Annotated in this window: 24 protein-coding genes and 1 pseudogene; 10 read left to right on the forward strand and 15 right to left on the reverse strand. The window is 60.7% G+C overall.

Annotated elements, in window-relative coordinates; all coding sequences use genetic code 11:
* Positions 1-20: 20 nt before the first annotated feature.
* Positions 21-212, forward strand: a complete 192-nt coding sequence (locus tag ACILSO_RS13620) for a hypothetical protein (protein WP_395737970.1) — start codon at positions 21-23, stop codon at positions 210-212.
* A 4-nt stretch (positions 213-216) separates the two neighbouring features.
* Positions 217-417 carry a hypothetical protein gene (locus tag ACILSO_RS13625; RefSeq protein ID WP_395737971.1) on the forward strand — a complete coding sequence of 67 codons (201 nt, stop codon included), beginning with the start codon at positions 217-219 and terminating at the stop codon, positions 415-417.
* Positions 418-428: 11 nt separating this feature from the next.
* On the opposite strand, the gene ACILSO_RS13630 is transcribed toward ACILSO_RS13625, so the two are convergent.
* Positions 429-1,124 (reverse strand): polysaccharide biosynthesis/export family protein, encoded by a 696-nt coding sequence (locus ACILSO_RS13630; RefSeq protein WP_395737972.1) that lies wholly within the window; start codon positions 1,122-1,124, stop codon positions 429-431.
* Between the two features lie 80 nt (positions 1,125-1,204).
* Between ACILSO_RS13630 and ACILSO_RS13635 the strand changes: the two genes are divergently transcribed.
* Positions 1,205-3,478, forward strand: coding sequence for an FAD-dependent oxidoreductase (locus tag ACILSO_RS13635; RefSeq protein ID WP_395737973.1), 2,274 nt, complete (start codon positions 1,205-1,207; stop codon positions 3,476-3,478).
* Between the two features lie 81 nt (positions 3,479-3,559).
* Here the strand turns inward: ACILSO_RS13635 and ACILSO_RS13640 are convergent, their stop codons facing one another.
* The 4 genes from ACILSO_RS13640 to ACILSO_RS13655 all read right to left on the reverse strand — a co-directional run bounded on the left by ACILSO_RS13640 (position 3,560) and on the right by ACILSO_RS13655 (position 7,019).
* Positions 3,560-4,171 (reverse strand): DUF1801 domain-containing protein, encoded by a 612-nt coding sequence (locus tag ACILSO_RS13640; RefSeq protein WP_395737974.1) that lies wholly within the window; start codon positions 4,169-4,171, stop codon positions 3,560-3,562.
* Positions 4,172-4,183: 12 nt separating this feature from the next.
* Positions 4,184-5,209: a DUF5077 domain-containing protein gene (locus tag ACILSO_RS13645; protein ID WP_395737975.1), complete on the reverse strand. Its 1,026-nt coding sequence runs from the start codon at positions 5,207-5,209 to the stop codon at positions 4,184-4,186.
* A 170-nt stretch (positions 5,210-5,379) separates the two neighbouring features.
* Entirely contained in the window at positions 5,380-6,294 is a 915-nt protein-coding gene (locus tag ACILSO_RS13650) for a hypothetical protein (RefSeq protein ID WP_395737976.1), read from the reverse strand.
* A gap of 89 nt (positions 6,295-6,383) precedes the next feature.
* The gene (locus tag ACILSO_RS13655; protein WP_395737977.1) at positions 6,384-7,019 is read right to left on the reverse strand and encodes a class I SAM-dependent methyltransferase; all 636 of its coding nucleotides are present in this window, start codon (positions 7,017-7,019) and stop codon (positions 6,384-6,386) included.
* A gap of 120 nt (positions 7,020-7,139) precedes the next feature.
* Here ACILSO_RS13655 and ACILSO_RS13660 point away from each other — a divergent pair, with 120 nt between their 5' ends.
* On the forward strand, positions 7,140-7,895 hold the full coding sequence (locus tag ACILSO_RS13660) for an exodeoxyribonuclease III (protein WP_395737978.1): 756 nt from the start codon (positions 7,140-7,142) through the stop codon (positions 7,893-7,895).
* A 16-nt stretch (positions 7,896-7,911) separates the two neighbouring features.
* Complete coding sequence (locus tag ACILSO_RS13665) at positions 7,912-8,532, forward strand: hypothetical protein (RefSeq protein ID WP_395737979.1); 621 nt, start codon at positions 7,912-7,914, stop codon at positions 8,530-8,532.
* Positions 8,533-8,550: 18 nt separating this feature from the next.
* On the opposite strand, the gene ACILSO_RS13670 is transcribed toward ACILSO_RS13665, so the two are convergent.
* Positions 8,551-8,904 carry an MmcQ/YjbR family DNA-binding protein gene (locus tag ACILSO_RS13670; RefSeq protein WP_395737980.1) on the reverse strand — a complete coding sequence of 118 codons (354 nt, stop codon included), beginning with the start codon at positions 8,902-8,904 and terminating at the stop codon, positions 8,551-8,553.
* Positions 8,905-9,120: 216 nt separating this feature from the next.
* On the opposite strand from ACILSO_RS13670, the gene ACILSO_RS13675 reads away from it, so the two are divergent.
* Together ACILSO_RS13675 and ACILSO_RS13680 are read left to right on the forward strand one after the other, a co-directional pair.
* Positions 9,121-9,684, forward strand: coding sequence for a hypothetical protein (locus ACILSO_RS13675; protein ID WP_395737981.1), 564 nt, complete (start codon positions 9,121-9,123; stop codon positions 9,682-9,684).
* Complete coding sequence (locus tag ACILSO_RS13680; protein ID WP_395737982.1) at positions 9,681-10,598, forward strand: HTTM domain-containing protein; 918 nt, start codon at positions 9,681-9,683, stop codon at positions 10,596-10,598. Before ACILSO_RS13675 ends, ACILSO_RS13680 begins: the two co-directional genes overlap by 4 nt.
* A gap of 231 nt (positions 10,599-10,829) precedes the next feature.
* Here ACILSO_RS13680 and ACILSO_RS13685 read toward each other — a convergent pair whose 3' ends face one another.
* The 6 genes and pseudogenes from ACILSO_RS13685 to rpmH all read right to left on the reverse strand — a co-directional run.
* Positions 10,830-12,407, reverse strand: a complete 1,578-nt coding sequence (locus ACILSO_RS13685; RefSeq protein WP_395737983.1) for a PTPDL family protein — start codon at positions 12,405-12,407, stop codon at positions 10,830-10,832.
* A 135-nt stretch (positions 12,408-12,542) separates the two neighbouring features.
* Positions 12,543-12,998, reverse strand: a complete 456-nt coding sequence (locus ACILSO_RS13690; RefSeq protein WP_395737984.1) for a protein jag — start codon at positions 12,996-12,998, stop codon at positions 12,543-12,545.
* A gap of 6 nt (positions 12,999-13,004) precedes the next feature.
* Entirely contained in the window at positions 13,005-14,825 is a 1,821-nt protein-coding gene (locus ACILSO_RS13695) for a YidC/Oxa1 family insertase periplasmic-domain containing protein (RefSeq protein WP_395737985.1), read from the reverse strand.
* Positions 14,826-14,995: 170 nt separating this feature from the next.
* The gene (yidD, locus tag ACILSO_RS13700; protein WP_395737986.1) at positions 14,996-15,232 is read right to left on the reverse strand and encodes a membrane protein insertion efficiency factor YidD; all 237 of its coding nucleotides are present in this window, start codon (positions 15,230-15,232) and stop codon (positions 14,996-14,998) included.
* Entirely contained in the window at positions 15,229-15,576 is a 348-nt protein-coding gene (gene rnpA, locus ACILSO_RS13705) for a ribonuclease P protein component (protein ID WP_395737987.1), read from the reverse strand. Before rnpA ends, yidD begins: the two co-directional genes overlap by 4 nt.
* Before the next feature lie 102 nt (positions 15,577-15,678).
* A pseudogene (gene rpmH / locus ACILSO_RS13710) lies at positions 15,679-15,813 on the reverse strand (50S ribosomal protein L34); the annotation flags it as partial.
* Positions 15,814-15,970: 157 nt separating this feature from the next.
* Here rpmH and ACILSO_RS13715 point away from each other — a divergent pair.
* The 3 genes from ACILSO_RS13715 to ACILSO_RS13725 all read left to right on the forward strand — a co-directional run bounded on the left by ACILSO_RS13715 (position 15,971) and on the right by ACILSO_RS13725 (position 18,890).
* The gene (locus ACILSO_RS13715; protein ID WP_395737988.1) at positions 15,971-16,816 is read left to right on the forward strand and encodes an alpha/beta hydrolase; all 846 of its coding nucleotides are present in this window, start codon (positions 15,971-15,973) and stop codon (positions 16,814-16,816) included.
* A gap of 54 nt (positions 16,817-16,870) precedes the next feature.
* Positions 16,871-18,226: a glycosyltransferase family 4 protein gene (locus ACILSO_RS13720; protein WP_395737989.1), complete on the forward strand. Its 1,356-nt coding sequence runs from the start codon at positions 16,871-16,873 to the stop codon at positions 18,224-18,226.
* A 97-nt stretch (positions 18,227-18,323) separates the two neighbouring features.
* Positions 18,324-18,890, forward strand: coding sequence for a type 1 glutamine amidotransferase domain-containing protein (locus tag ACILSO_RS13725; RefSeq protein ID WP_395737990.1), 567 nt, complete (start codon positions 18,324-18,326; stop codon positions 18,888-18,890).
* 3 nt (positions 18,891-18,893) lie between these two features.
* On the opposite strand, the gene ACILSO_RS13730 is transcribed toward ACILSO_RS13725, so the two are convergent.
* The 3 genes from ACILSO_RS13730 to ACILSO_RS13740 all read right to left on the reverse strand — a co-directional run bounded on the left by ACILSO_RS13730 (position 18,894) and on the right by ACILSO_RS13740 (position 25,089).
* Complete coding sequence (locus tag ACILSO_RS13730; protein ID WP_395737991.1) at positions 18,894-23,060, reverse strand: penicillin-binding transpeptidase domain-containing protein; 4,167 nt, start codon at positions 23,058-23,060, stop codon at positions 18,894-18,896.
* Between the two features lie 144 nt (positions 23,061-23,204).
* Entirely contained in the window at positions 23,205-23,591 is a 387-nt protein-coding gene (locus ACILSO_RS13735; protein ID WP_395737992.1) for a BlaI/MecI/CopY family transcriptional regulator, read from the reverse strand.
* Between the two features lie 124 nt (positions 23,592-23,715).
* Positions 23,716-25,089 carry a sulfatase-like hydrolase/transferase gene (locus ACILSO_RS13740; RefSeq protein ID WP_395737993.1) on the reverse strand — a complete coding sequence of 458 codons (1,374 nt, stop codon included), beginning with the start codon at positions 25,087-25,089 and terminating at the stop codon, positions 23,716-23,718.
* Positions 25,090-25,097 lie beyond the last annotated feature (8 nt).

Genomic DNA, 25,097 nt, shown 5'->3' on the forward strand with positions numbered 1-25,097 from the left:
CAAGCATGGCATCTTAATTTATGAGCAGCAAGGTTCTCGAGAAGACGATCAGCGACCTCAAACGTCGTGTTGCCAAGATCGAAGCCAGCATGAGCACACGTCGTGCTGGCTGGAAGAAAATCGCCGGCGCAGCCAAGGAGGACAATCATTTCTCCGAAGCCATGCGATTGGGAGCCAAGTGGCGGAAGCAGGCAAACCAAGAGAACTGGTAAGTCCATGTTTGTGATGCTCGACGGGAAGACTCCTTTCGGCACTCCGCCGCAGCCAGATGGTGATGCATGGCAGAGCACAGTGGGCATGTTCGATGGAAACGAACTGATGATAGAAATTGACGCACTGGGTGCTCAGTGGCGCAAAGAACAGGCCGAAAAAGAAATTGCTGAGATGGAAGCTGTCAACGTGATCTCAAGCCACTGATAGACAGAAAATCACTCCACGATCACAACATCATAAGGGCGAAGAATCAGATCAAACTCTGGGTGCATTCCGCTCAAAACCGCCCGGCTGTTCACGAGAATGGTTTTGTTTCCCTGAGGTGTTTTGCGGACGATTTTGATTTTGGGAGCAGCCTTTGTGGAAGTAAGTCCTCCGGCACGTTTGAGAAAGCTGGAGAGCTTTTGATCTGCAATGCCTTCAAGATCATACTTACCCTGTTTGGCAATGGCTCCCGAAGCGACAACAAAAGACACTTCTCGGATACGGCAAGGTCCGTCAAGACTCCCGTCATAGAACGTCACAAGCACCGTTGCATCTTCAAAGAAGCGTTTTTCAACCGGCGGTGGAGTTCTGAAACTTGCAGGACAACTTATTTCGAACTTCTCCAGCTCGGGTTTGATTTTGAAAGCCAGTTCCTGACAAGTGAGTCCCCCCGCCTTGATGAGTCCGAGATACGGCACCTGGATTTCACCTGTTGCGGCAATGACCTGCTGCACCGCATCACGTTTGTCCTCCAGGATTTGAATGCTTATGCCGTCTCCTGGTTTGAGCCGCCGCGAATTGTCGAGCTCATCCATTCTCCTCGGAGTTTCGATCTTGCTCACAAGAGATTTCTCCTCACTGAATGCGCTGGGAGTCAGCAGCAGGATGCCAAGCACAGCGGACCAAAGTATAAGATTCACACTCACGCTGCGTAGCTTACTTGGTCACGTCATCGAATGGCAAGCCGGTTCTGTCTTGGTGTCCGATGATCTTTCGCTCCCCCTGCATGAAATTTTTCTCCACACTTGTTTGCATGATCGCCCTCGTCGCGGCGCATGCCCACGCCGCCCCCCTCGAAGCCGATCTCCTCATCGTCGGCGGCAACGAATCCGCCTGTGCTGCAGCGGTTCAAGCTGCGAGGCTAGGCGTGAAGAAGATCGTCCTCGTCAATGACATCGACTGGCTCGGTGGTCAGTTCAGTGCTGAAGGTGTTGGATGCCCGGACGAATGGACCGGCGTGAACGGACGCCGCATCAACTTCCCCCGCAGCGGCATTTACAGCGAGGTCATCAGCCGCATCCGCGCCCACAACTCGCAGACCTACGGCATCCCCTCCCCTGGGAACTCCTACTGTGGCACCGAGACCATCGAACCTGCGGCGGCGGCGAAGATTTTCGAAGAGCTGCTCAGGCCCTACGTGGATGCGGGTGTGCTGCGCATCGAGCGCGGCTGGCAGCCAGAAGCAGTCCAAACTGAGAAAGGCGCGGTCACCGCCGTCACATTTCATTCATCCCATTCTTCCCCCCTCACCGTCCGCGCCAGGCTCACGCTCGACTCTTCGGACTGGGGCGATGTCATCCGCCTCAGCGGCGCAAAATACGCGGCAGGTCCCGATCTGAAATCTCGTTTCGGCGAAGCCAGTGCCCCCGCAGCCTTCGATGATGCAGGCGCCCAGGAAATGAACCCGCTCTCCTGGTGCGTGGTGCTGCGTGAGGCTGGAAAGAACAGCACGATTCCCAAACCGGCCACCTACGATCCGCGTTCGTTTGCAGCGCTCGATAAAACACCGCCGTGGGTGGACAGCGACATGAGCACCGGTCCTTACAGCCAGTCAGGCTGGAGCGTTTACACTCACCGCAGGCTTGTGGATCGCTGGCACAATGGCCTGGCCGCCGGCACCGAGGCGACGTTTCTGAACTGGCCGGTGCAGGACTACCCGCTTTGCCAGCTCCCACAGCGAGTGGTGGAGGCGCTGGAAAAAACCGAGGCAGGCGCTTCAAAGAAAAACATCGTCGATCTCGCGCCGGTGCAGCGGCAGATCATTTTCGCTGATGCCAGACAGCACACGCTGGGAATGCTCCATCATCTGCAGACGGCGGTGCATGATCGCGTGGGCGACTTCCCGCAAAGCTTCCGCTACATGCAGCTCACAAAGGAATTCGGCACTTCAGATCAGCTGCCGCCCAAGCCCTACGTGCGCGAAGGACTGCGCCTCGAAGCTCTCTACATGCTGCGCGAGCAGGACATCCGTGCTGAGTCCCGCGAACCCAAATGGGCCAAAGTCATGGTGCCGGATGGCGTGTTCGGCTTCCAGTTCAACATCGACTTCCACCCTACGCGCCGGCGTTTTCTCAGCGAGGACCGCAACGGCCCCTGGCAATATGTGCAGACTCCCTCCCGCGGCTGGCACACGGACACGGATCGCGCGATGTTCCCCCTGCGCGGGCTCGTGCCGGTGCAGATGGACGGCCTCCTCGGCTGCTCAAAAAACATCGGCGTCAGCAGCGTGGTGCAGAGCGCGCTGCGTCTGCACGGCCAGATGATGCACGTCGGTCAAGCCAGCGCCACGTTCGCATGGCTTTGCCTGCGCGATGGTATTCAGCCACGCGCCGCAGCTGCTTCGCAAAAACACTGGCGAGAGATCCAGCTACGACTCGCGCGCGGCACCGGCGGACCAGGTGTGCTGCTTTTTCCCTGGCAGGATCTCGCGCTCGACTCCGCGCATTTCGAAGCGGCAAACATGCTCGCTGTTCGTGGTCTCTGGCCCGTGAACTCAGACAAGGTCTTCTTTGATGCGGAGCACGTCATGACTCGCCGCCAGCTCGCCCGCCAGCTGGCACGAATCCTCCGGGCCAGACCCGGTCCACCCGAATGGAAAGTCGCGGCAGGTCCGCGTTTTGCGGATGTCGGCCCGGATGATGCAGATCGCGCCGCCATCGAGTCAATCTGTACCTGGGGCATCACCACCACCGACAAAGATTTCCATCCGGAGGACAAGGCCGACTGGTCGACGCTCTACCGCTGGTGCACGGCTTTAAAGCTGAAGGTGGACCCGGGGCTTTTCAGCAAAGATGTGGCTCGGCGCCCCCTCACCCATGCCGATGCCGCCGTGCAGCTCTGGCATGCTCTGCAGCAGCAGGGCGAATGGCTCAACGATGATGACTCATGGCTGCAGCCTGACCACGATCATGATGAAGACGGCCGCAAAGATCTCGATGATCCCCTGCCCTTCGATAGCAACAACAACGGCGTGCCGGATCGTCTCGAATATGCACCGTGATCGCGGCGGAGGATGATGTTGGGATAACTTAGAAACGTTGGGTGGCGGCGGAGCGCCGCACAGGGGACTGTGCGGACCACTTTACGCCTCCTTGCGCTGCGCCCACTTTCTGCCAGTGGCCAGCGCACGCAGCGTCTCTTTAAGCCGCCGCTGAATCGTTTCCTCCTGCTTCGCGCTGCTGATCCACACCTTATACTCGCGCTGGCAGGAAATGCTCATCGCCTTGAAGCCCGCCGCCGCCTTCGCGTTTTGTTTCAGCGCTTTCTCCAGCGCGGGCGGCATGGGCCATTCGGCGCGCTTCTTCACGGGCGGCGGCTTGGCAGACTCATCCGCATCCAGCGCCACGGCGGCTTGCAGCAGGCGCTGAAAGGCCTTCGCGTTCAGCTTCTCCAGCTTGGTCACTCGGACGGTCAGGATGCTGGTGTTCTCTTCACCACCCTCAAACAAGTCCGTGATCTCCCGCAGCTCCGTGCCGCGAAAGAATGCGATGCCGAGGTGTTTCTTGCAGGCGCTGATGCCGCAGATGTTTTTCCGCCCGCTGAAGCACAGCATGTTCCACTTGATGGCCTCCGTCAGGTCCGGCTCCCAGCGCTGGATCCACCCGCGCACCTGCCGCGCCATGGCCTGCGAAAACTCTGGCGCAAAATCGAGCCAGGTTTCAGGATCTCGGGTGATCGGTCTCGCGACGTCCATGCTTGAGCAAACTCAGCTCACAGGCGTGAGCACCACTTTGCTGACATCCAGCACGGCGCTCTTCGCTTTCGATACAGGATCGATTACCAGCCGCACCTTGCCCGGCGCTTTGATTTCCACTTCACCGACTTTTTCTTCGGACCACTTCTGGAAGCCGCCCGTGTCTTTCACGTTAAACTTCAGCTGCTGATCCCCCAGCTTCACCGCCACCTCGCTGCCCTCGTTGCCCGTACCGCAGCCATGCACCACCGTCACTTTAAAGCGGCCTGGTTTCGTCACTTCAAAGTCCCATTCCGCGAAGTCGTCTTCGCTGGTCCAGAATCCCAGGCAATTCTTCTCGGCCTTCGGCTCAAAGCGCATGTTTTCAGACCATGTGGTCGCGCTGCTGGCTTCCAGCACGATGCTGCCATCTGCGGCCTGCACTGGGGCTGGACCTTCGGGCGCCGGCACAAAAGCCACCTCGTGGATTTCAAAGCCGGGCTCTGTGCCCGTCGCGGCTGCATACAGCGAGAAAGGATACACCATCGGCTTTTCCACATACACGGTCCCGTACACCACGCGCTTCGGCTGGCTGCTGGCCATCAGAGTCTTCTTCATAGGCTGCTGCGCAAAGCGAAACTGCGTGCCCATGGTGGCGTTCCGCAGCGTGTAGGTCAGGCGCACCTCGTACCGGCCCCAGCGTTTGGGATTGAAGCTGTCGCAGTCGTACTGGTCCCAGTGCTGCTGAGAGCTGTGCTTGATGTCCTTCGGCTGGATCACGATCACCCCCCGGTTCGGCTCATCTGCGCGTTGCACAGGTTCATCACTGCCAAAGCCGTTCAAATCCACCGGTGAGGCGGCAAACACCGGCTCCGCGGGAGCGGGCGCAGGGGCTGGTGCTGGCGCCGGAGCAGCCACCGCTGCGGCCGGCTTCTCTGCCACGGGTGCTGGTGCTGCAGGCGGCGCGCTTGCAGCGGGCTGCTCTTGCTTGCCACAGGAGTTCAGAGCGAGGAGCAGGGCTAAGGCACCTGCGGCATGGGAAAGGGGGTGGCGTGTCATGGTGGTTGGGGGATCACGATGGAACGTCGATCCCGATCCCCACCTTAGATCATTTCTCCCTTTCCCACCAATTCCAAATCACCCGAAGGAACGCAAAAAAAACGCACGGGGACCTCCGTCCCCGTGCGCCTCGATGACACCTCTGACTCAACCTAACACTTGTTCCAGACTTAGAAGCGGATGCACATGTCCATGGTGAAGCGGTTGTTCGAGAGGCCGTAGGGCTTCACCACCGCCATTTCATAGGCAAATCCGAGTGACAGATTCTTCTGAATGTTCGAGCGGAAGCCGATGCCCAGCATGCCCTGAGTCACGCCGCTCGCATTGCCTGCGCCGAAGTTGATCACGTCATAGCCGTTGCTGCGCAGCCCCGGAATGTTGGAGGCGTTGTTCAGCGTGGTCCAGAAGTTCGCCGTGGCGAAGGGGATGAACCAGTCGCTGACGTGGTAGTCCACCATCAGGCTGTAGTGCGCCATGGTGTTCTGCTCGGCCCTCAGCATCGGGATCAGCACGCCCACGTTGCCCGTGAAGTGCAGGTCGCCGAATCCCTTGGCGAATGAGACGAAGGGATTGAACTGGCCTGAGCCGCGACCATTGAAGATCTTCTTGTCACCGGTGGGCAGCTGAAAGGTGAAGCCCGGAGTCAGGATGAACTGGTTCTGCACATCATTGATCAGCGCATACTTGAAGCCTGCGGCCAGATCCATCCAGCCGTTGCCCTTCACTGCGGTGCCGTTGATGTTGAGGTAGCCGTCCTGTGTCGCAATGAATGCGAGGCGGTCCGTGATCGCGTAACGGAGCTGGATGGCTCCGGCACGCGCGGTGCCACGACCTGTCACAAAGCTGTTGTCGAACCGGTGGTAGATGAAGATCGGGCGGATTTCAGAGCGGATCACCGGATCTTCAAAGTAGATCGGGTTTGTCACCGGGGAGATGGTGTTCTCCTTCCAGTCGAAGATGTCCGCCACCGGCGCTTTCGCCGGAGTGGTGGTGCCTGCGTTTGCAGTGGAAAATGACACGGCTGCCATGGCGCTGACACCCAGCGTAAGCAGCCACCGATTTGGGGAGTGTGGTTTATTGACCATGCGTAGATAAAGCACGGACTCGTCCTCAATGATCCGCGTGGATTGGCATCTATTAATCAAGTTATGCGTCGAACATGAGACGCAATCTCTCAACGCCTCCAGCACTCGCAAAACAGCAGTCCCCAAAGAAACTCCCGACGCTCCCCGCGAGTGAAATTTTCCCCGCTCAAATAAGCCTCCACACGCACCAGCTCCCGCGCCGAAATTCCCGTCGTCCAGCGAAAGAACGCATACAAAACCCCCACGATCAGCCGGCTGCACGCCCGCCACATTCCAGCGTGGGCGATTTGAAAATCTGCGATCAGCCATTGTGCCTCCGCTGTGGCCGCAGCAGCGATGACGGGAATCAGCGTCTTCAATTGATCCTCACGAAAACAATCGAGAAAAAAGCAGGACACGATGAGATCAAACGCCGCTGCCGGCGCCTGCCACGTCAGCGCATCCGCGTGAACAAATTCCACCTGTGCGCCCTCCAGTCCCTCGCGCACCAGCCGCTTTCGTGCGAGGTCAATCATGACCGCGCTTGCCTCCACCACCGTCACTTGCACTTGGGGAAAGTGGCGCAGCAATTTCACCAGAAAGCGTCCGTTTCCCTCGCCATACACCAGGGCTCGCCGCGGCGCATGAATCGCCCCCAGCAGAGCCGTGCGGCAGCGCTGAAGCTGCCCGCCCGCACACAGCGCCTCCATCCAGCGGTAATGCGGTGCCAGCAGGTCGAAGCTCATGCCCCAGTCAAAGCACCGTACAGCTCATTCGCAACATCACCGATTCCTCACTTTCACGATCTCCATTTCCGGCCTAATTCGTCCTGTCACATTCCTCCTCCGACCCTTTTTTTCCCGCTCATGAAACTCACCTCCTGGAACGTCAACGGCATCCGTGCCTCCCTCGGCAAAGGCCTCCGCGAATACATGCTCCACGGCGATGCCGATGTGATCTGCCTGCAGGAAACCAAGGCCCAGCAGGAGCAGGTGGATCTGGCGTGGTTTCCCGGCTACAGCGCCGTGTGGAACAGCGCGCAGAAGAAGGGCTATTCCGGCACGCTTATTCTCAGCCGTGTTCCTTTTCATACCTCAACGCACGGCCTGGGCATTGATGAGCACGACCGCGAAGGCCGGCTCATCACCGTCGAGTTCCCGGACTTCTACGTCGTCAATGTGTACACACCCAATTCGCAGGCCGAGCTCGCCCGTCTGAGCTACCGCCTATCCTGGGACGACGCCTACCGCGCCTATCTGAAGAAGCTCGAAAAAAAGAAGCCCGTGCTCGCCTGCGGTGACCTCAACTGCGCGCACCAGGAAATCGATCTCGCCAATCCGAAATCCAACCGCATGAATCCCGGCTTCAGCGATGAAGAGCGCGCCAGCTTTACCAAGCACCTCGACGCCGGCTTCCTCGACGTCTTCCGCCAGTTCGATCCCAGCCCCAGCCGCTACACATGGTGGACCCAGCGCACCCCCGACGCCCGGGCGAAGAACATCGGGTGGCGTCTCGACTACTGGCTCGCATCGGAAAGGCTGAGGCCTGCGATCAAGTCATGCACTATCCGTTCCGATGTGCATGGGAGCGATCATTGTCCAGTGGAGCTGGTGGTGGGGTGAGTCATCACATGAAGCCATGAATGTGGAGTTCCAGTATCCGAATCAGCAGGAGTTGGTGGCTGCGATTCGCACCGAATTTCAATTCTTGGTGGATGACTACGGTTTCGCAGAGGTGGACAAGCGGCTTGAACCCTACTCGAATCCCTATTCGGTTTTGTATAGCAAGGACCGGCTAGAAATTCTAGTTGAGGGTCACAGCTATGGATCGGGAACAGCAATCGAGTTCCACGTCAAAAGAGGTTGGCTGCGCAGGCAACAAGACTCCTTTGATCTCGGATGGTTGACCGAAATCCGCCGCCCTGATTTGCTTGCGCCGGAATTTCCTGACAAACGCGGCCAGTTGCGGCAACTACCAAAACTTGCCCGTGAGCTCAAAGAGGTCGCCTCCGACATGCTTCGGGGAGATTTGTCTGTCGTTCCGCAAGTTCTCGCAGCCATTGCGAAAGCCAGAATCGAAGGAGACAGGCACGAAGCGAGCCAGAATTTCCTGCGTGCTGAGGCACGCTCACAAGAAGCGTTTCGTCTTCACAACTACTCTGCTGTTGTGTCGCTTCTTGGACCTCATCGCCATCTGCTAAATGCTTCCTCGCTCAAACGCCTGGAGATCGCGCAGCATCGGTTGTCCGGTCGCGCTTAAAAAAGCCGCACAGGTTTTCTACTTCCCCAGCCCCTCCCGCACCTTCTTCGGCAGCGCATCCACCACCAGCTGATACGAGTGCTTCACCAGCTCCCGCACCAGCTTAGGCGGCACGGTGCCGTCCAGCATGACGGTGTTCCAGTGCTTCTTGTTCATGTGCCAGCCGGGCTTGATGCCCTTGTGCTCATCCCTCAGCTCGATGGCGCGCTGGGGATCGCATTTCAAATTGATGCTGGCGGGAAAATCGTCCGGGGAGGTGACGGCAAACATTTTGCCGCCGACTTTGTACACCAGCGCCTCGGGACCGAAAGGCTGGGTTTCCTCCGCGCCCGGGAGGCTCAGGCAGAGGTCGATGACATCGGGCAGTTCCATGGGGTCACAGGTCGTGCCTGCTGCCCCCACCTTCAAGAAACTTCCCGCAAAGGGGCTGGGCACCGCGATTTTGAGAAAACGGTCGGCCACACCATGCATCCATCGGCCTGTCTCCTCCATGCGGCAGCCCCGGCAAGTTCTTCAAGCGCCGCTCTATTTCCCTTTCTATTCGTTTGATGAATGGCGCATCACGGTTCTTTCTTGGCCGCACTGCCCATGCGCGTGCGTTCCCTGTCCAACCGAGAAAAAGTGATCGTGGCATTTGCCACGGTTCACCTGGCGTACCTGCTGTTCGGAATGTTGCCCGCGCCATGGCGGGACAAGACGGTGGTGTCCCCCGTGTATCGCTTTTATGAGCGCCTCACTCGCTGCGCCCAGGTCTGGAACATGTTTGAGACCATCCCCAACATGAACCGCCTGGAGGCACGGCTGGTGGTGCAGGAAAAGGGGAAAAAGCCGCGTGAGGAAGGCGTGGTGCTGCCGGGGCTGCGACGGTTTTCCCAGCATGACCATGTCCGGCTCAACAACTGGATGGTGAATGTGATCTTCAATCCCACACGCGGTGTCTTCCGGGAGGCCTACATGCGCAGCGCAGCCGCTGCGCTCATGCGCTCCGGACGCTACACGCCCCAGGCGGAAATGACTCTGGAGGTGCTGCCGTCCTATACCCGCAGCCTGCTGGGCGTGCGCTCGCTCAAGGAGATCGCCGTGGAGCGTCCTTCGGTGCTGGGGCCGTATCGGCTCGAAACGCTTGCGCCCAAAAATGCCTTCGCACCATGATGACTGCTGACGCGAAGAGTCTTTTCTCCCGTTTCACCGGCCTGTTTTTGGACGTGGCGGATCCCCGCCTGTACGCCTGCGTGCGCATCGCTTTCGCCTTCGTCTCCCTGCTGAACCTCATGCAGATCTGGCCGGACCGCGAAGTCTTCTTCACTGCCGCCGGCATGGTGGACCACGACACGGTGCAGAAGTACACGGTGGGAGTTTACTGGTCTGCGTTGGATCTTTGCTCCGATCTCAGTGCCGTCAGCGCCTACCTGCTTTGCAGCGGCGCTGCCATGGTGCTGCTCCTGCTGGGCGTGTGGCCCCGGCTGGCGGCCGCCGTGGTTTATGTCTGGCATGTGTCCTACGCCATGCGCGCGCCACTGGTTCTCGTGGGGTGGGATGAAGTCCTGCGCTGCACCTCTTTTCTCGTGCTCATCTCCCCCATGCCTGCGTGCTGGGCGCTGCAGTCCCGCAGAGCGCGCAAAAAGACCGCCTTCCGTCCGCCGCCGCTCCGTTACGGCCTCACGCTTATGCAGGCCCAGCTCGTGGCCATTTACGTACATGCGGTGCTGGCACGCCTGAGCGACGACTATTGGATGAGTGGAGATTTCATGAGCTTCTTCCTCCTCTCCCACAACTCCCGCTGGCCCGGCCTCTGGGTGCTCGACTACGGATTCCTCCTGAAAGGCGTCACCTACCTCGTGCTGCTGCTGGAGCTGGCCATTCCCGTGCTGCTCCTGATCCGCCGCTGGCGCTGGTGGGGCGTCGCCGCTGGCATCTTCCTGCATGCGGGCATCAGCCTCATGGCCTACAACCTCGAGCTGTTTTTCCTGGCGATGCTGATGCTGTACCTCAGCTTTCTCCAGCCTGAGGACATGGACAGGCTTCAGAGCCACCTGCCAAAGTCTCGCGGCATGGTTGGTAAATAGGTTCCGTGATCTTTTGAAACGGGTTCGCCCTTGGCTGTGGAGCGCGCGTTGCCTGAAAGCAGAATCAACCCGCTGCCTGCCAGTAAACGGCACCTGCAGCGCTCGGGCACCTGAATCCTGGATCCACACTCTGACATCCAGGGTATGATGAGGGCGCATTTTGAGCGCCCTTGGGCCGGGGGAGTGCGGCCAGCCTGAGGCTCTCCGCACTCCCTGCCGGGGAAAGGATGATTACTTCTTCTTTTTGCCGCCACCCAGCAGGGTGAGCAGGATCACGAGGACGACTACGCCTGCGCCAATGAGGATCATGGTGGTGGTGCTCATGCCTTCTTCCTCTTCTGCTGCGGGGGCAGGGGCCGGCATGGCTGGCGGCTGCGGGTAGGCTCCGGGGGCCACGCCCGGCTGGACGCCGGGTGCCGCCATGCCGGGCTGAGCGCCAGGGACGACGCCGGGAGCCACACCAGGCTGGACACCGGGGGCCACGGCTCCGGGAACCACGCCGGGCTGAGCGCCAGGCACGGTCCCGACAGCACCCGGGGTGCCGGCAGGGGCAGGAGCGCCGCCAGAAGCGGCGGCGAGGGCGGCTGCGACTTTGGAGTCCATGCCAGGAGTGGCGGTGCCGGCGATGGCCGAGGAACCACCCGCAGCGCCGGTGGTGGCTGGCTGCGCATCTGTGGGCACGGCCGTGGCCAGCACCTGGGTAAAATAGGCGTGGCGCTCGCGGTACATGGTGAAGACCGTGCGATAGAACTGCTTGCTCGTGGCATCGGCGTTGGCCGCCGCGGTTTCACCCTCCACGATGGCTTCTCCCATCTTGGCGAGCTCCGCCTTGTCCTTGCCGGCCTTGGCATCTGCCCGCACCATGCGTGCGATGGCCTCGTTGACTTTGCCAATGACGGCGAGATCAAGTCCCTTCAGGGCTTCCTTCTCTGTGGAGAGGGACTTGGAAAGCGTCTTGAGGCTGTCCAGATCGTACTTGTAAGGGGTGAACCACTTCGTGGTCTTGCGCTCCTGATCATAGGTGCTCTTCCAGTTGTCCCTCTCGCGTGCGATGGCGTCCTTGGAACGTGTGAGTTCGGGTTCGATGAGCTTCTTCGTGCTCTCTTCACGCATCTTCTGCAGGGTGGGCTGCTCCCGGATCATCTGCTCGATCTGCTTCTCGTACTTGTCCAGCACCACCAGGATCTCCTCGACAGCCTTGGGATAATAGACGGAGGCTGCAAAGCCGGTCTTGGGATCGAGGAATTTGTCGAACTCCTGCAGGGCGCCGGAGTAATCCTTGGCCTCAATCTTTTCCAGCATGGCAGCGCGTGCGCTGAAGGCCTTGATGTTGAGGCTTTCCGCCTTGGCGTCTTCACGGCTGAGCCACTTGCCTTCGAGCTTGGCGCCGCCGGCCACGACTTTCTCCTTCTCCTCCAAAACGTCCGCCATCATCTTTTCCACTTCCGCAGCCTCCTTGGTGCCGGGGTAGCGGTTCAGGAAGGGGCGCAGGCGGTCCTGAATGAGCTGCTCGTACTTCTCCGCGCTCAGCAGATCCGGAGTGGGCACGTATTTGCGCAGCTCGAGAATCTCCACCTCTTCCGGCTTTTGTTTGACGATGCCGCCTTCGGCGATCTCGGAGCGCGGGATGTCCTTGTCGTCCCAGATCTTGGGCGTCAGACGGTACCGCATGTGAATGTGCGTGGGCGTCTCTGAAGTGATGTTGCCTTCCAGCTTTTTACCGTCCTTCAGGGTCACGACGTCGGCGTGTGTAAATCCGGCGCTGCAAGCCAGGGCAAGGACGGCAGATTGGTAACGGCTCAATTTCATGGGGAATACAGGGTGGAATAAAGATGAGGCAGGGTTGACGACGACGCGGCAATTTGCGCGGGTTTCGAGAAATAACTCAAAACCACACCACGAGTAAAGAACGAAGCTGATTTTCCTCCGCTGGCAGCGGTGGAGCTACTGGCTGCGACGCTGGAGGACGATCCGCTTGAAACGCGCATTTCCCTCCTGGCTCACGCTCATGACTTCGGGGTCGTTGACGAAGACGTTGTGAACAAGCCGGCGGTAGTAGCTGTTCATTGGCGGCAGGTCCGCGCTCTGGCCGGTGGCGCGCACGCGGTCTCCCAGTTCCTTCGCGCGGGCGACCATCTTGTCCTCCCGCATGGAGCGGTAGAACTCCACGTCCACGCGGATGCGCGGGGCGTCCTTGATGTGGCGCTGCAGCACGCGGTTGACGAGGTATTGGATGTCTTCCAGCGTCTCGCCGCGGCGGCCGATAAGGGCGTCCGACTCATCGGTAAGCACCTGCAGGGTGGGTCCGTCGGGACCGTTGTCCTCCTCGATCTGGACCACGAAGCCCAGATAGCCAAGCATGGAGTCGAGAATGTGGCGGGAATGTTCGAGGGGAGTCATGGGTCTCTAGCCTCCCAAACGGGGTGGTTTCGGGCCTTTTTTCTTCTCGGACGCAGGCGTGCCCGGATTGAAAAAGGCGCTCTGAGATGGCGCGGCTTTGGCAGCGGGCTTCTGCGACACCTTCTCCAGCTTTGGCTCAGGCATGTAGAGCTTCATGATGCGGGTCTGGAAGATGCTGAAGATGTTCTGGGTGGACCAGTAGAGGGCCAGCGCGGCGGCGAAGTCGTAGCTGATCCACAGGAAGAACAGCGGCATCATCATGAAGATGCGCTGCTGGGTCTTGTCCACCGTGGCAGGCTGCGGGGTGAGCTTCATCTGCGCCACCATCGTCAGGCCCATGATGAGCGGAAGAGGATTGATGTTGAAGCCAAGGAACTGGCCCTGGGTGTCCGCAGCCGCGAGGTCGCGCACCCACCAGAAGGACTGGCCGCGCAGTTCGGCGGCCACTTCCAGCACGCTGTAAAGACCGATGAAAATGGGAAACTGCAGAAGCAGCGGCAGGCAGCCGCCCAGAGGGTTCACGCCATAGTCCTTGTACAGCTTCATCACTTCCATCTGCTGCTGCTGCGGGTTGTCCTTGTACTTTTCCTGCAGCTCTTTCATTTTCGGACCCAGCAGTCCCATGCGCTTCATGGTCATGGTGGACTTGGCATGGATGGGCCACAGACAGCAGCGCACAAAGATGGTCAGCAGGATGACCGCGAGGCCCCAGCTGCCGCTGAGGTCGTGCATCCAGCGCATGACCTTGGAGAGTGCGATGCTGACCCACCCGAAGTAGCCGTAAAACATCGCCTTGCTGCGCTGCTGGTCGATCTTGCTGAGGCGGTCGTACTCCTTCGGCCCGAGGTAGATTTCATAGGTTTCCGTGACCGAAGCGCCGGGAGCGAGATCCACCGTCGGCAGGCCCATGGCGGCGTCATAGGTGTAATCGTCGATGCCGGACTTGCCCACGTTGGCGGCATCGATCGGCTGCGCGAGTTTGCGGCGGCCGGCCCAAAACTTGCCGGGCGCATCCTTCTTGGCCACACGGGTGAGGATGTGGGTGTAGAAGCGGGTCATCACGCCTCCGTAGCGCAGGGCGTTGTAGGTGTTTTTAAAGTCGACGGGTGCATCGCTGAAAAAGCCCTTGGAAAAATACTTCGACAGATGGTGGTCTGCATCGCCGGAGTTGTTCCAGAAGAAGCCGTCGTAGCGCCCTTCGTCATGCTTCATGGCAGTGGCGGCGCCGGCGTAGAGATAATACTCCTCGGAGCGATGCTGGGCGGTGCCGGTGTTTTTCAGGGTGATCTGCAGCTCAAGCAGGTGCTCGTCGCTCTTTTCTCCTTCGGTCAGGGAGTAGGTCTTGGTGACGACGATGCCTTCGGCCGTCGTGCCTTCAAAGGTGGCGCTCTTGTCGCTCTTGGCCGTCAGTTTGTAGGCGATGGTATCCAGTCCGGACGGCTCACGACGCAGGGCGCCGATGGGTTCCAGAGCGTCCTTGTTCAGCACCACGCGGTCGGTACCAGCCAGCGCCGCACGGGCAATGCCGCCGCCTTTGGAGGTCAGTTCATACGTAACGGTGCCGACTTTCAGCGAGTGGGTTTCCTCAGGCAGCACGGGTGCCGCAGGAGCAGCAGGAGGGGTGTTGGCGGCGGCGGCTGTGGCAGGGGCGGTGACAGCACCAGGGGCTGGTTCGGTGGCAGACGGAGCAGGCTTTTTGGCCAGTTCTTCCTGCTTTTTCCGGGCAGCCTCGGCCTGCTCCAGCTTCTGGTTTTCCTGCATGTAGTAGAAATTGACTCCCATGAGGAGGACGCACAGCGTCACGACGATCCAACTTTTGCGGTCCATGAAAAATTAAAAGGGGTTTGAAGAGAGAAAGGAAAGGCAGACTGCCCGTGAAAACGGCCCGGGCACCTGCCGGCCAAACGATGAGAGGTGCGGGAACCAGAATGACGAACGATCCCCGCCCATGCGATTACACTGTCTGAAGAAATTCGTCATTCGTCATTCGAGTTTCGTCATTTCTTCTGCGGCACAGGATCATGCCCATGGCCGCCCCAGGGGTGGCAGCGGCCGATGCGGCAGAAGCCCAGCCAGCAGCCGCGCAGAACGCCATGAGTTTCCACCGCCTCAAGGAAGTAGCGCGAGCAGGTCGGCGTGTAGCGGCATCCGGAGCCTGGACCGCCAATGGCGTGAATGACGGGGGAAAGGAACACTTGGTAGCCGCGGATGAGGATTCGAATGAGCCATTTCATGGTGCGGGCGGGGCGGAATGCTTCTGTTTGAGCAGATTCATACGCCGCGCGAGCCGCAGCCAGTCATTTTCCAGGTCTGCCAGCGTGGCCTGAGGGGCACGCCAGCGGGCGATGATCACCATCTGCCAGCCTGGAGCAATCTCCGCACGGTGCGCCCGCACGATCTCGCGCAGCAGGCGGCGGATGCGGTTCCGCACCACGGCATTGCCCAGTTTACCCCCGGTGATGAGGCCAAACTGGAACTCCGCCAGCGCTTCCACGCGCAAAGCACCCAGCACCAGATATTTTCCGGCCTGGCTGCTGCCCTGGGACTTCACGCGAGCAAAGTCGCTCGCGAGTTTCATCCGCAGGTTTGAGGAAAGGCGCATGGGCAGGAGCGCGCCGCAGCAGGATTAGGAGTGCTGCTGGGTGTGGCGCTTGAAGTGGAGTTCCACGCCCTTCGGCAGGAGACGCTTGCGTCCGGCACGGCGGCGGCGGCGCAGGATGTCGCGTCCATTCGCGGTCTTCGTGCGTGCGCGGAAACCAAACTGCTGCTTGCGCGTGCGCTTGGAAGGCTGGTAGGTCCTGAATGTCTTTGGCATGGGCGTGTGGGGTGGTGAAAGTCAGAAAAAAGGGCTCAGACCGGACAAATCACGGCCTCCCCAGAAAAGGGGGCGCGAAACTAGCGGGACTCTGCGATTTGTCAATCAGTCGATCATTTCGCGTAAACTTCGGCTTTCTCAGCGTTACATTCCGCCCATGCGCCGCCTTCTCTTTGCCACCCTGTTTCTCCCTCTTTCCCTCCATGCCGCCGACACCCCGGCCGCCATGCCCCTCTGGCCCAAAGGTGCCCCCGGCTCCGAGGCTCGCACCGCTGAGGCGGAGAAAACGGAAGGGAGCAATGTGTGCAACGTCCACAATCCCAGCATCACCCCTTTCGTCCCTGCGGCGGACAAGGCCAGCGGCACCGCCGTCATCATCTGTCCCGGCGGCGGCCACTCCAAGCTCTGCCTCGGCCACGAAGGCTACGCGCTGGGAGAATGGTTCCGGGACCATGGCATCGCCGCCTTTGTGCTGAAGTACCGCCTCGCCCGCGAGCCCGGCAGCACCTACACCATTCAGGATCATGCCATGGCGGACGCCCGCCGCGCCATCCGCACCGTGCGCAGCCGCGCCGCCGAGTGGCACATCCAGCCGGACCGCATCGGCATCCTCGGCTTCTCCGCCGGCGGCGAACTGGCCGCGTTTGCCGCCATTACCAACGACCCCGGCAGCAAAGAATCCGCCGACCCCATCGAGCAGCAGAGCAGCCGCCCGGACTTTCAGGGCCTCATTTATCCCGGCACCTCCGGTCTCTTCGATGCCAAAAAGGGCATGCCTCCGCTCTTCATCGCCGCCGGTTACAGCGACCGCCCGGATATCTCCGAAGGCATGGCCACCCTCTACCTGAAATACAAGGCCGCCGGTGTGAAGGCAGAAATGCACATTTTTGCGAATGCCGGTCACGGCTTCGGCTACAAGCCGGACGCCAAACCCACGGCGGCATCCCGCTGGCCCACGCGCTTCACGGAGTGGCTCACGGACAGCGGACTGCTGAAACCGTAGTCTTTTGCTCCGGATTTTCTTTTTCTGCCCGCTCTGTATCCTTTGCTTGTGAACGTGATTCCCACCTCGCCTGATCCCTCCTCTCCATCCTCAAAAGCAAAACCGGTCTTCGGCTTCATCCTCGTAGGTGGCGCGGTAGTGGGAGCCCAGGTCCGCGATGTCCGGCTGGCAAACGAACTAGTGCGCCGAGGGTATGAGGTGCATGCGTGGTGGGCCTTTGACCGACCGAATAACGCGGTGCTGGACCGCCGGATCACTCAGCACTGGCTCTTCAGCTGGTCGCGCTATGCGGGCTTGGGATGGTATGGTGTGGAGGATGCGGTGGGCAGGCTCTCGCACCGGCTCTTTCCCGCCAAGTTTCGAGACTGGGTGGCGCAGACCTGCCCGGGCTTTATGGAGCGGCAGATGACCTCCGTGCTGCGGCACGTGTGCCGCGGGGTGGAGCGCGACCGCGGCTTGATCACCAGCTTCGCCAGGGAGCTGGAGCAGACCGGAGTCACTCATCTGCTGCCGAATCTCGAGATGCTGGCGTTGTTTGCCAAGGAGGCGCGAGACCTCGCTTCTGGAAAACCACGCTATGTGGTCACCTTCCAAGGCTACGAAATCTACGCCAACTTTGCCCGCCCGATCGGACTGGAGGCGAGGCTCTACCAAAAGCTTGCCGAGGCCGTGGCGCACTCCGGCTGGCCGGCGGTGGCGGTCAGCGACGCGTATTCCGAACGCATTCAGCGGGAGATCGGCCTGAAACCCTCCCAGGTGGCCAGCATTCCACCGGGCGTACCGGTCGGCGAACCGCTCCCGCTTGATCGCGCACGCGAGCTCGTAGCACGGCAGTTTCCCAGCTACAACCCTGCCCTGCCGCTGGTGACCTATCTGGGGCGCCGCGATGCCGAGAAGGGTCTTGATCTGCTGCTGTATGCTGTGCGCCTGCTGGAGGAGCGCGGCATCAGCGTGCAGCTGGCCCTGTGCGGTCCCACCGCCTTCGGCAAAAACTATGTGCATGCCTGCGGACAGATTGCAGAGCATCTGCGCATCAAGCCGCTGCTGTCGGACTATGTGTCTGACGAAATCCGGTCGGCCTTGTTTCGTGTGAGCCGCACCGTGGTTTATCCCTCCATCCACCAGGAGCCCTTTGGCATGGTGCCGGTGGAGGCCATGGCGCAGGGCACTCCGGTGATCGTGCCGAATCTCGGCGGGATCTCCAAACTGATCGAGGCTGGCGGCCACAGGGGCGGCCTGACCTTTGCCTGCTGGGATACGGGCTCGCTGGCCACGAAGCTGGAGAATCTGGTGACAGACAACACCTTGCACGAAGAACTGGCGCGTGGATCGCGGAAAGTGGCGGAGCATTTCTCCATCGAGAACATGGGCACGCGGGTGCTTGCCCATCTGGGCCTGGGGCCGCTCTGACAAGACGTTCATCCGGGACGTTGGAGACCGCCTCACCGGCGGATGGGGGCAGGTCCTGATAACCCGTGGGCGTGTGACGCGCGAACCGATGGGTACCATGAAAATACTTTCCGACACACCACTCACCGAAAAACGCGTTGCCATTCTTGCCACGGATGGCTTCGAACAGTCTGAACTCGAAGAACCCATGCGGGCTCTTCAGGAAGCAGGGGCGACCGTCAGCATCGTCTCCCCCAAGAAGGGCAAAATCCAGGGCATGCGCCATGCCGAAAAGGGCGATGAATTCGACGTGGACATCCCGCTGCGCAACGCCCGGCAGGGCGACTTCGACGCTCTCGTATTGCCCGGCGGACTGATGAATCCCGATGAACTGCGCTCCACCCCGGAAGCGGTGGAATGGGTGCGCCAGTTTGGCCGGTCCGGCAAACCCATCGGCGCCATCTGCCACGGCCCCTGGCTCCTCATCGAAGCAGGTCTGGCGGACAATCTCCACATGACCTCCTGGCCCGCCATCCAAACCGACGTGAAAAACGCCGGCGGCATTTGGGTGGACGAAGAAGTCGTCGTGGACAACGGCATCGTCACCAGCCGCAAGCCCGCAGACATCCCCGCCTTCAATGCGAAGGTGATCGAGGAGATTTGTGAAGGCATCCACCCACGGTGATCATCACCGCGGCAACGGCAGCCGCACAAGAAGGCTCTGATCCGCACGCTTTCCTATTTGGGTGACGCTGAGCAGCAGATTGTCGTCCGAAAAGTCGCGGGCGGGCGGATCTGAAGCCTCAAAACTGAACTGGACCGGCGAAAAAATGAACCACGGCAGCGGCTTTTCCTCATCCGGATAAACTTGAGAACGCAAATGGTGCAGTGAGGTATTCCACGTAGGCGGCGGAGGCGCCAGCTGCGTGAGATTCTCCTGCTGATAATCCGGTGCCAGCCTGCCTGCCGGTCGCGGCTGTTGAAACTCATCAGGCGCGATCTGAAAAATGGATGACGATCGGGAAATTAGCACGCGGGCTTCTTCCCCGGTACATTTCACCCGGAAGGTGCAGCGATCCAATGCCCAAAAAGCATGCTGAAACGGTTCGGTGCTGCCCAGGGCCCGCAGGTGCTCCGCCTGCGCCGCGCGCTTGGTGGGAGGCAGCGAGGCAGAGAGCCATTCACGGACCGCACCGCGAGGCGCGGTGAACGCAAACACGAGATTGGTCTGGAGTCTAAAAGCGCTCTCCTCAGGAATGACTTTGTCGATCTTGAATCCCCCAGGCAGATCGGCCAGTTTCCCAAAACGCTGCAGTGTCTCCCAGTTGCTCATCGGCGGTAGAACTGCGGGAGCGGCAGGAGTTCTGACAGAAGACGCTGCCAGGGGCTCATCTGTCCTGTCGAAACCCAGCACCATGAACTTCAAGCCCGACTCACCCGGCATGTGGCGGGGGGTGGTCATCTGCCATGCCACTCCTCCCTGCTGCCCGCTCTGTTTGAGCAGTTCGCCAAACATATGCGCATCTTCGGGTTCGGCTGCCGAACCGAAGAGGGTCACTTTGCCAGCTTCATTCTTGAATCCTGATAGAGCGACGCCCGTCTTTGCGGCCAGATGTTTGACCTCGCGTGGGATCTCTCCACGCAGCTTCGTCGCGCTGAGACCATCCAACGTTTCAACGCTCTCAACCACCCCAGGAAGCTCCTGGGGAACGGCTGTTTTGGGTGCGGGAGGTGGGGCCTCATCCGGCGCGATGAGAATGCGTTTGGGCCCCTTGCTCTGCAACCACAGCCGCACTTCGATCGTCTCCGCATCGAGCGTTTTGAGGTGGATCACGCAGTCGCCGGAACCCTCGTACGTGTATTCAAACGCGCCGGGCTTTTCAGGCCAGGGCTGCTGCTTTTCATAATGCTGGCGCGCCGCTTCTCCCAAAGAACCGGCAAGCCAGGCCTTCACTGCCTCGCGGGCTGCAGTGAATTGAAACGGGGAGGTGCCGTTCATCCAGCCTTCGGGTTTCGGCGGTATCACGGCCTTCACCGGGAGGTCAGCCAGATGCCCCCTTTTTTTCAGCAGCCTCCAGCGCTCCGCTAGCTCCGGGTCCAGAACGATGTCGGCGTCCATCGCGTTGGTCACCTTGCCCTTGGGCTGCACGGCTGCGTCCTTTTCGGCCGCGGCGGTGCACACACCTTCCGCCCTGAATTCCACACGCTTTCCATCGGGCAGCGGCCGCGGAACAGGGAAGTTCCATCCAATGACCCACTGCTTCCCGATCTTGGGCAGGAGGTGCAAAACCTGCAATGCCGTGGGAATATCCGCCGCCTCGCCAGCAATGGTCAGGCGTCCGCGGGCGACAGTGACTTTCTTCACCTCAAGTCGATCTTCCAGGGGTTTCAAGCTGAGAACCACCTCTTGAGTGATCTGCACGGATTGAGCATCAAATCGCGCCTGCGCCTGAAGCAGTTTCTCATGCTCTCTTCCGATCTCATCCTCCACCGGCTTCACCTCGCCGCTGCCATCCACCGGCAGCGCTAGGGTCTCTTCGACGATACGCTTCACCACCGGCCCGCAATTCTTGCCTCCGCTCACGACTTCATCCCGGCTGCCCTCGTAGACCAGTGCGAAGGCGATCCGTGGCTCGTCGTAAGGAGCAAAGCCGATCATCAGGCCCAGCATTTGATTGGAGGACAGCTTCCATTGTGCGGTGCCCGTCTTGGCGGCGATCACGACCTTGTCACTCTTTGCGGCATGCCCGGTTCCTGCGGGATCATTGACCACCGCACGCATGCTCTGCCGCAGCAAAGCAATGCTTTCAGAGGTGATTCCTTGCTCAGCCAGATCCGCACGCCACGCAGTGCCGGCCTGGCCTTTCACCAGAACGGGCTGAGACACTTTGCCGCCGTTGGCCACCGTGGCCGCAAGCATGCCCATATGAAGCGGGCTGAGCAAAATGCGCCCCTGGCCGATGGACAGGGAGGCCATCTCCGCCTGGCTCGGGGACCCACTGCCTTTTTTTCCATCGGACAGAGGCGGCAGAGTTGCCTCTGCCTCTCCCGGCAAAAGATCGTAGTCCTTGTCAAAGCCCAGCGCTGTGAACAGCCTGCCAAAAGCGTCCAAGCCAGTGGCATTGCCAAACTGATACCAGTAGCAGTTGCAGGAACTAACCATGGCGCCCTTCAGATCCAGCATGCCATGACCGCCCTCATCACCGCCTCCCTTCCAGCAGCGGAAGATGCGGGTGCCATAGGTGATCGAGCCTTTGCAAGTGTAATGCTCATCCCGCAGCCCGGCGGAGAATCCGGCCAGGGCGGTCAGAGGCGTGAACGCCGCTGCAGGAGGGTAGCTTCCTCTAAGACACCGTGAGAAAAGGGGCAGATCTCTGTGGCTGGAGTACGCCTGAAAATCCTCCGCCGAAATGCGCGGTATGAAGCAGTTGGGATCGAAGGAAGGAAGCGAGACCGCGGCGAGAATCTCTCCAGTGAGAGGGTCCAGCACCACGGCGGCACCTCTGGAGAAGCCGCCTTCCATCATGGCGCGCGTGGTCAGGGCCTGCACTCGCATGTCCAGCGTGAGGGAGACATCCCTGCCCTGCCGGAGGACATCCTCCTGCTGTCGTTCCATGGCATCACGCCCCGTTGGCGTCTCGTCGTCCTTGCTCGCTCTCCCGGTGTATCCGAGCACATGCGCCGCCAATGTTTTGTAGGGATAGCTGCGCACCTTTTCCTTCGTGCTCTCCGCCAGCACCATCCCATGGCGGTCCAGTATGCGACCACGCAGCCCGGTGCCCTCGATGGCGTGCAGCATCGCCACCGGGAGTGTGATCAGCAGCGCACATGCCGCCATGCCTGCCAGCCAGCGCAGTGTGACTGTTTCACGATGCCGCGTGGGATCCAGAATGGCCTTGACCCTGGCCTCCACGGGCGCGCAGCGCGTGATGGTAAGCGCGCACAAAGACAACCCTGGTGCGATTCGGTTGTGCCTGCTGAGATCGAGCAAAGACTGCGCATACTCGCTGGCTCGCACGCCGTTGCGCAGCACGGCATCGTCGCACGCGCGTTCCTGATCGGCTCTCAGCTGGCGCAGCGTCAGCCAGGCCAGCGGATTGAACCAATGCAGCGCCTTCACCCATTGCGCCGCCCACAGCGCCAGGGGATCTCCGCGCTTCAAATGCGCAAGTTCATGCAGCAGGACGCCGCGCTGCGTTTCAGCGCTCCAGTTTTCAAATCCTTCCGGCAGCAGCAGACGCGGGCTGAAGACGCCCCACACCATGGGCACCGAGTCCGCAGGACCGACGACCAGGCGCGGCAGGCGTTTCAATCCAAGCTCACGCGCCGCGTCTTCCAGAGCTTCTGACTTTCCTGGGCGCAGAGTGCGCTCCAGCCGTCGCAGACGCCATGCACTGACGCCCAGGCGCAGCAGCAGCATGCCCGCAACAAACATCCATGCCACGGGCAGCACGGATACCACTTCCTGCCATGAATTATTCCACGAGGTGGAGGATCGGACTTCGGCCTGCGCGGACTCCGATGGCCCAATGTGGTATGCTGGAGCCGAAAACGATATTTTGGTGCCGGCAGGCAGACTCATCGCCTTCGGGTTTTCATTTTCCTGTGCCGGTGCCGGATCAAGCCCAAACCGCGGCAAATTTGCCGCAGCTTTCGGGAGCACACGCCATGCAGGCAGAACTCCCATGGCAAAGGGCAGCACCGCGAGCGCGATGACGGCAGTGATCCACAGCGCGTAGCGCCGTGAGGCGGCAAGCGTGCGCAGCAGCAGACCGAGGAGGAGCGCCACAAGCAGCACCGCCGAACCCTTCAGCGCAGTGTGGGAGAGCAGGTCGAGCAGAGGAACGGTGTTCATGAGAGATCAGGGTGGGCTGAAGTGCGGCGGCGTTTTGGAGGGCGCCGGGCCTCCGGCGCTTTCGAACCTCCAATGGCCGCGGAAAGCTCCAGAGGACTGGAGCACTCCAGGACGCTGTCGCGGCTTTGTGAACTTGTTTCCATCTCAGCGGCCTTCGCGTTTCGCTTCGTCGATGAGTTTCTGGATGCGCTCCGCCTGTCCATCCGTGAGCGCGGCATCTTTGCGCGTGAGGTGTGCCGCCAGCGCCTCGTCCACCGCACCGCCGAAGAACGTGTCCAGCACCTGCTTCAGCGCTTGCAAGCCTGCGCGCGCCTTGGACTGCGCGGGCGCATAGATGACCTCGCGCCCCTCCTTGCGCAGACGCTTCACATGCCCCTTCTCCTCCAGGATGTGCATGAGCCGCCGCACGGCCATGTCAGTAGGCGGGTCCGGCAGCTTCGCCTGCACGGCTGCCACCGTGGCGCTGCCCTCCGCATGCAGGACGTTCATGATCTGGCGCTCGCGCCGGGAAAGCTGGATGGAGTCGGACATTTCGTTATATTTTTAACGAATCAAATCCGGAATGGCAAGACGAAACGTGAAATTTTTAACGCTTTAGGATTTCAATCTTGTGGGAGTGCAGGCGCGCTGCGCTCTGCTGGATGAAGCGAGACCGCTACTTTTTCTTCCGCTTCTCCTTCTTCCCTCCCTTGCGGTCCTCCTCACCATTCCAGCGCTGGTCCTCCCAGCGCGGCGGCTGCATGGTGGCGTTCCACTGGTCGAAGAGTTTTTGCAGCGCCTGCGCTTTCTCAGGCTCCTTGGCGGTGAGATCGGTTTGCTCTCCGGGATCCGTGGCGAGGTTCACCAGCATGGGGGCCATGTCCTTGCCGGCCTTCACAAGCTTCCAGTCTCCCTGCCGCACGGCGTGCTGGACGCCGAAGCGAAAGTAAAGCTCGCGCGGGGCAAGCTTGTTGGTTTTGCCTTCGAGAAGAGGGAGGAGATTGACGCCATCGATCGAGTGGGCTCCGTCCACCACAGGTTCCAAGGCCCCGCCTTTAGATGCAAATGCTGTCGTGCCCGCAGCCGCCAGCACCGTCGGCAGCACATCGAGCTGGATCACCGGCTCGTCACTCACCCGCCCCGCCGGAATGTGCCCCTTCCACGCCGCGATCCATGAAACCCGGATGCCGCCCTCCCACACGAACCACTTATGACCGCGCAGGCCGCCCATCTCGGCGTTTTGATACGCGCCGCCGTTGTCGCTGAGGAGAAAGATGAGGGTGTTCTCCTCCTGCTTGAGTTCGCGCAGCTTGGCCATCACCGTGCCGATCGCTTCATCGGCCTCTGCGGCGAGCGCGGCATAGGCGGCATCGTGCTTCGGCAGGTCCTTGAACTTCTCCAGCCACTTCTCTGAGGCGACGTGCGGGGCGTGTACGGCATTGAAGGACATGAAGAGGAACCAGGGCTTTTCACGGTTCGCTTCCAGGAAGCCTACGGACTCTTTCGCATACACAGGGGAGGTGACCGGCGCTCCGGGAAGGTCTTCAATCAGTTCCTTGTTGCGATAAAACGCCGGGCCTTTGCCCTCGCCGAGATTGCCCACCGTGCCCACGGCGAAGTCAAACCCGCGCGCCATGGGCATGTATTCCGGACTGCTGTCTCCGAGGTGCCATTTGCCGACGATTCCAGTCGTGTAGCCCGCCGTTTTGAGGTGCTGCGCCATCGTGGTTTCGCTCAGCAGGAGTTCGCGTCCCGCACGTCCAGGATTGGCATCATGGCCGGTGCGTGCCTGATAGCGCCCCGTCATGAGCCCGACACGCCCCGGCGAGCAAATGCAGCCAGAGGAGTAGCCCTGGGTGAACCGCACGCCGCCTGCAGCCAGTGCATCCATGTTCGGCGTGGGAGCCATTTTCCCGCCATAGGCCCCGGGCTGTGCCCAGCCCATGTCATCCATGTAAAAGATGAGGATGTTGGGTCTGGCTGCATCCGCCGCAAGTGCGGAGGTCTGGAGGGAGGTGGCAAGGCAGAGCAGGAATGCGAAGAGCTTCATGTCGCTCT

It is taken from the genome of Prosthecobacter sp. (assembly GCF_044226605.1).
Classification (GTDB): domain Bacteria; phylum Verrucomicrobiota; class Verrucomicrobiia; order Verrucomicrobiales; family Verrucomicrobiaceae; genus Prosthecobacter.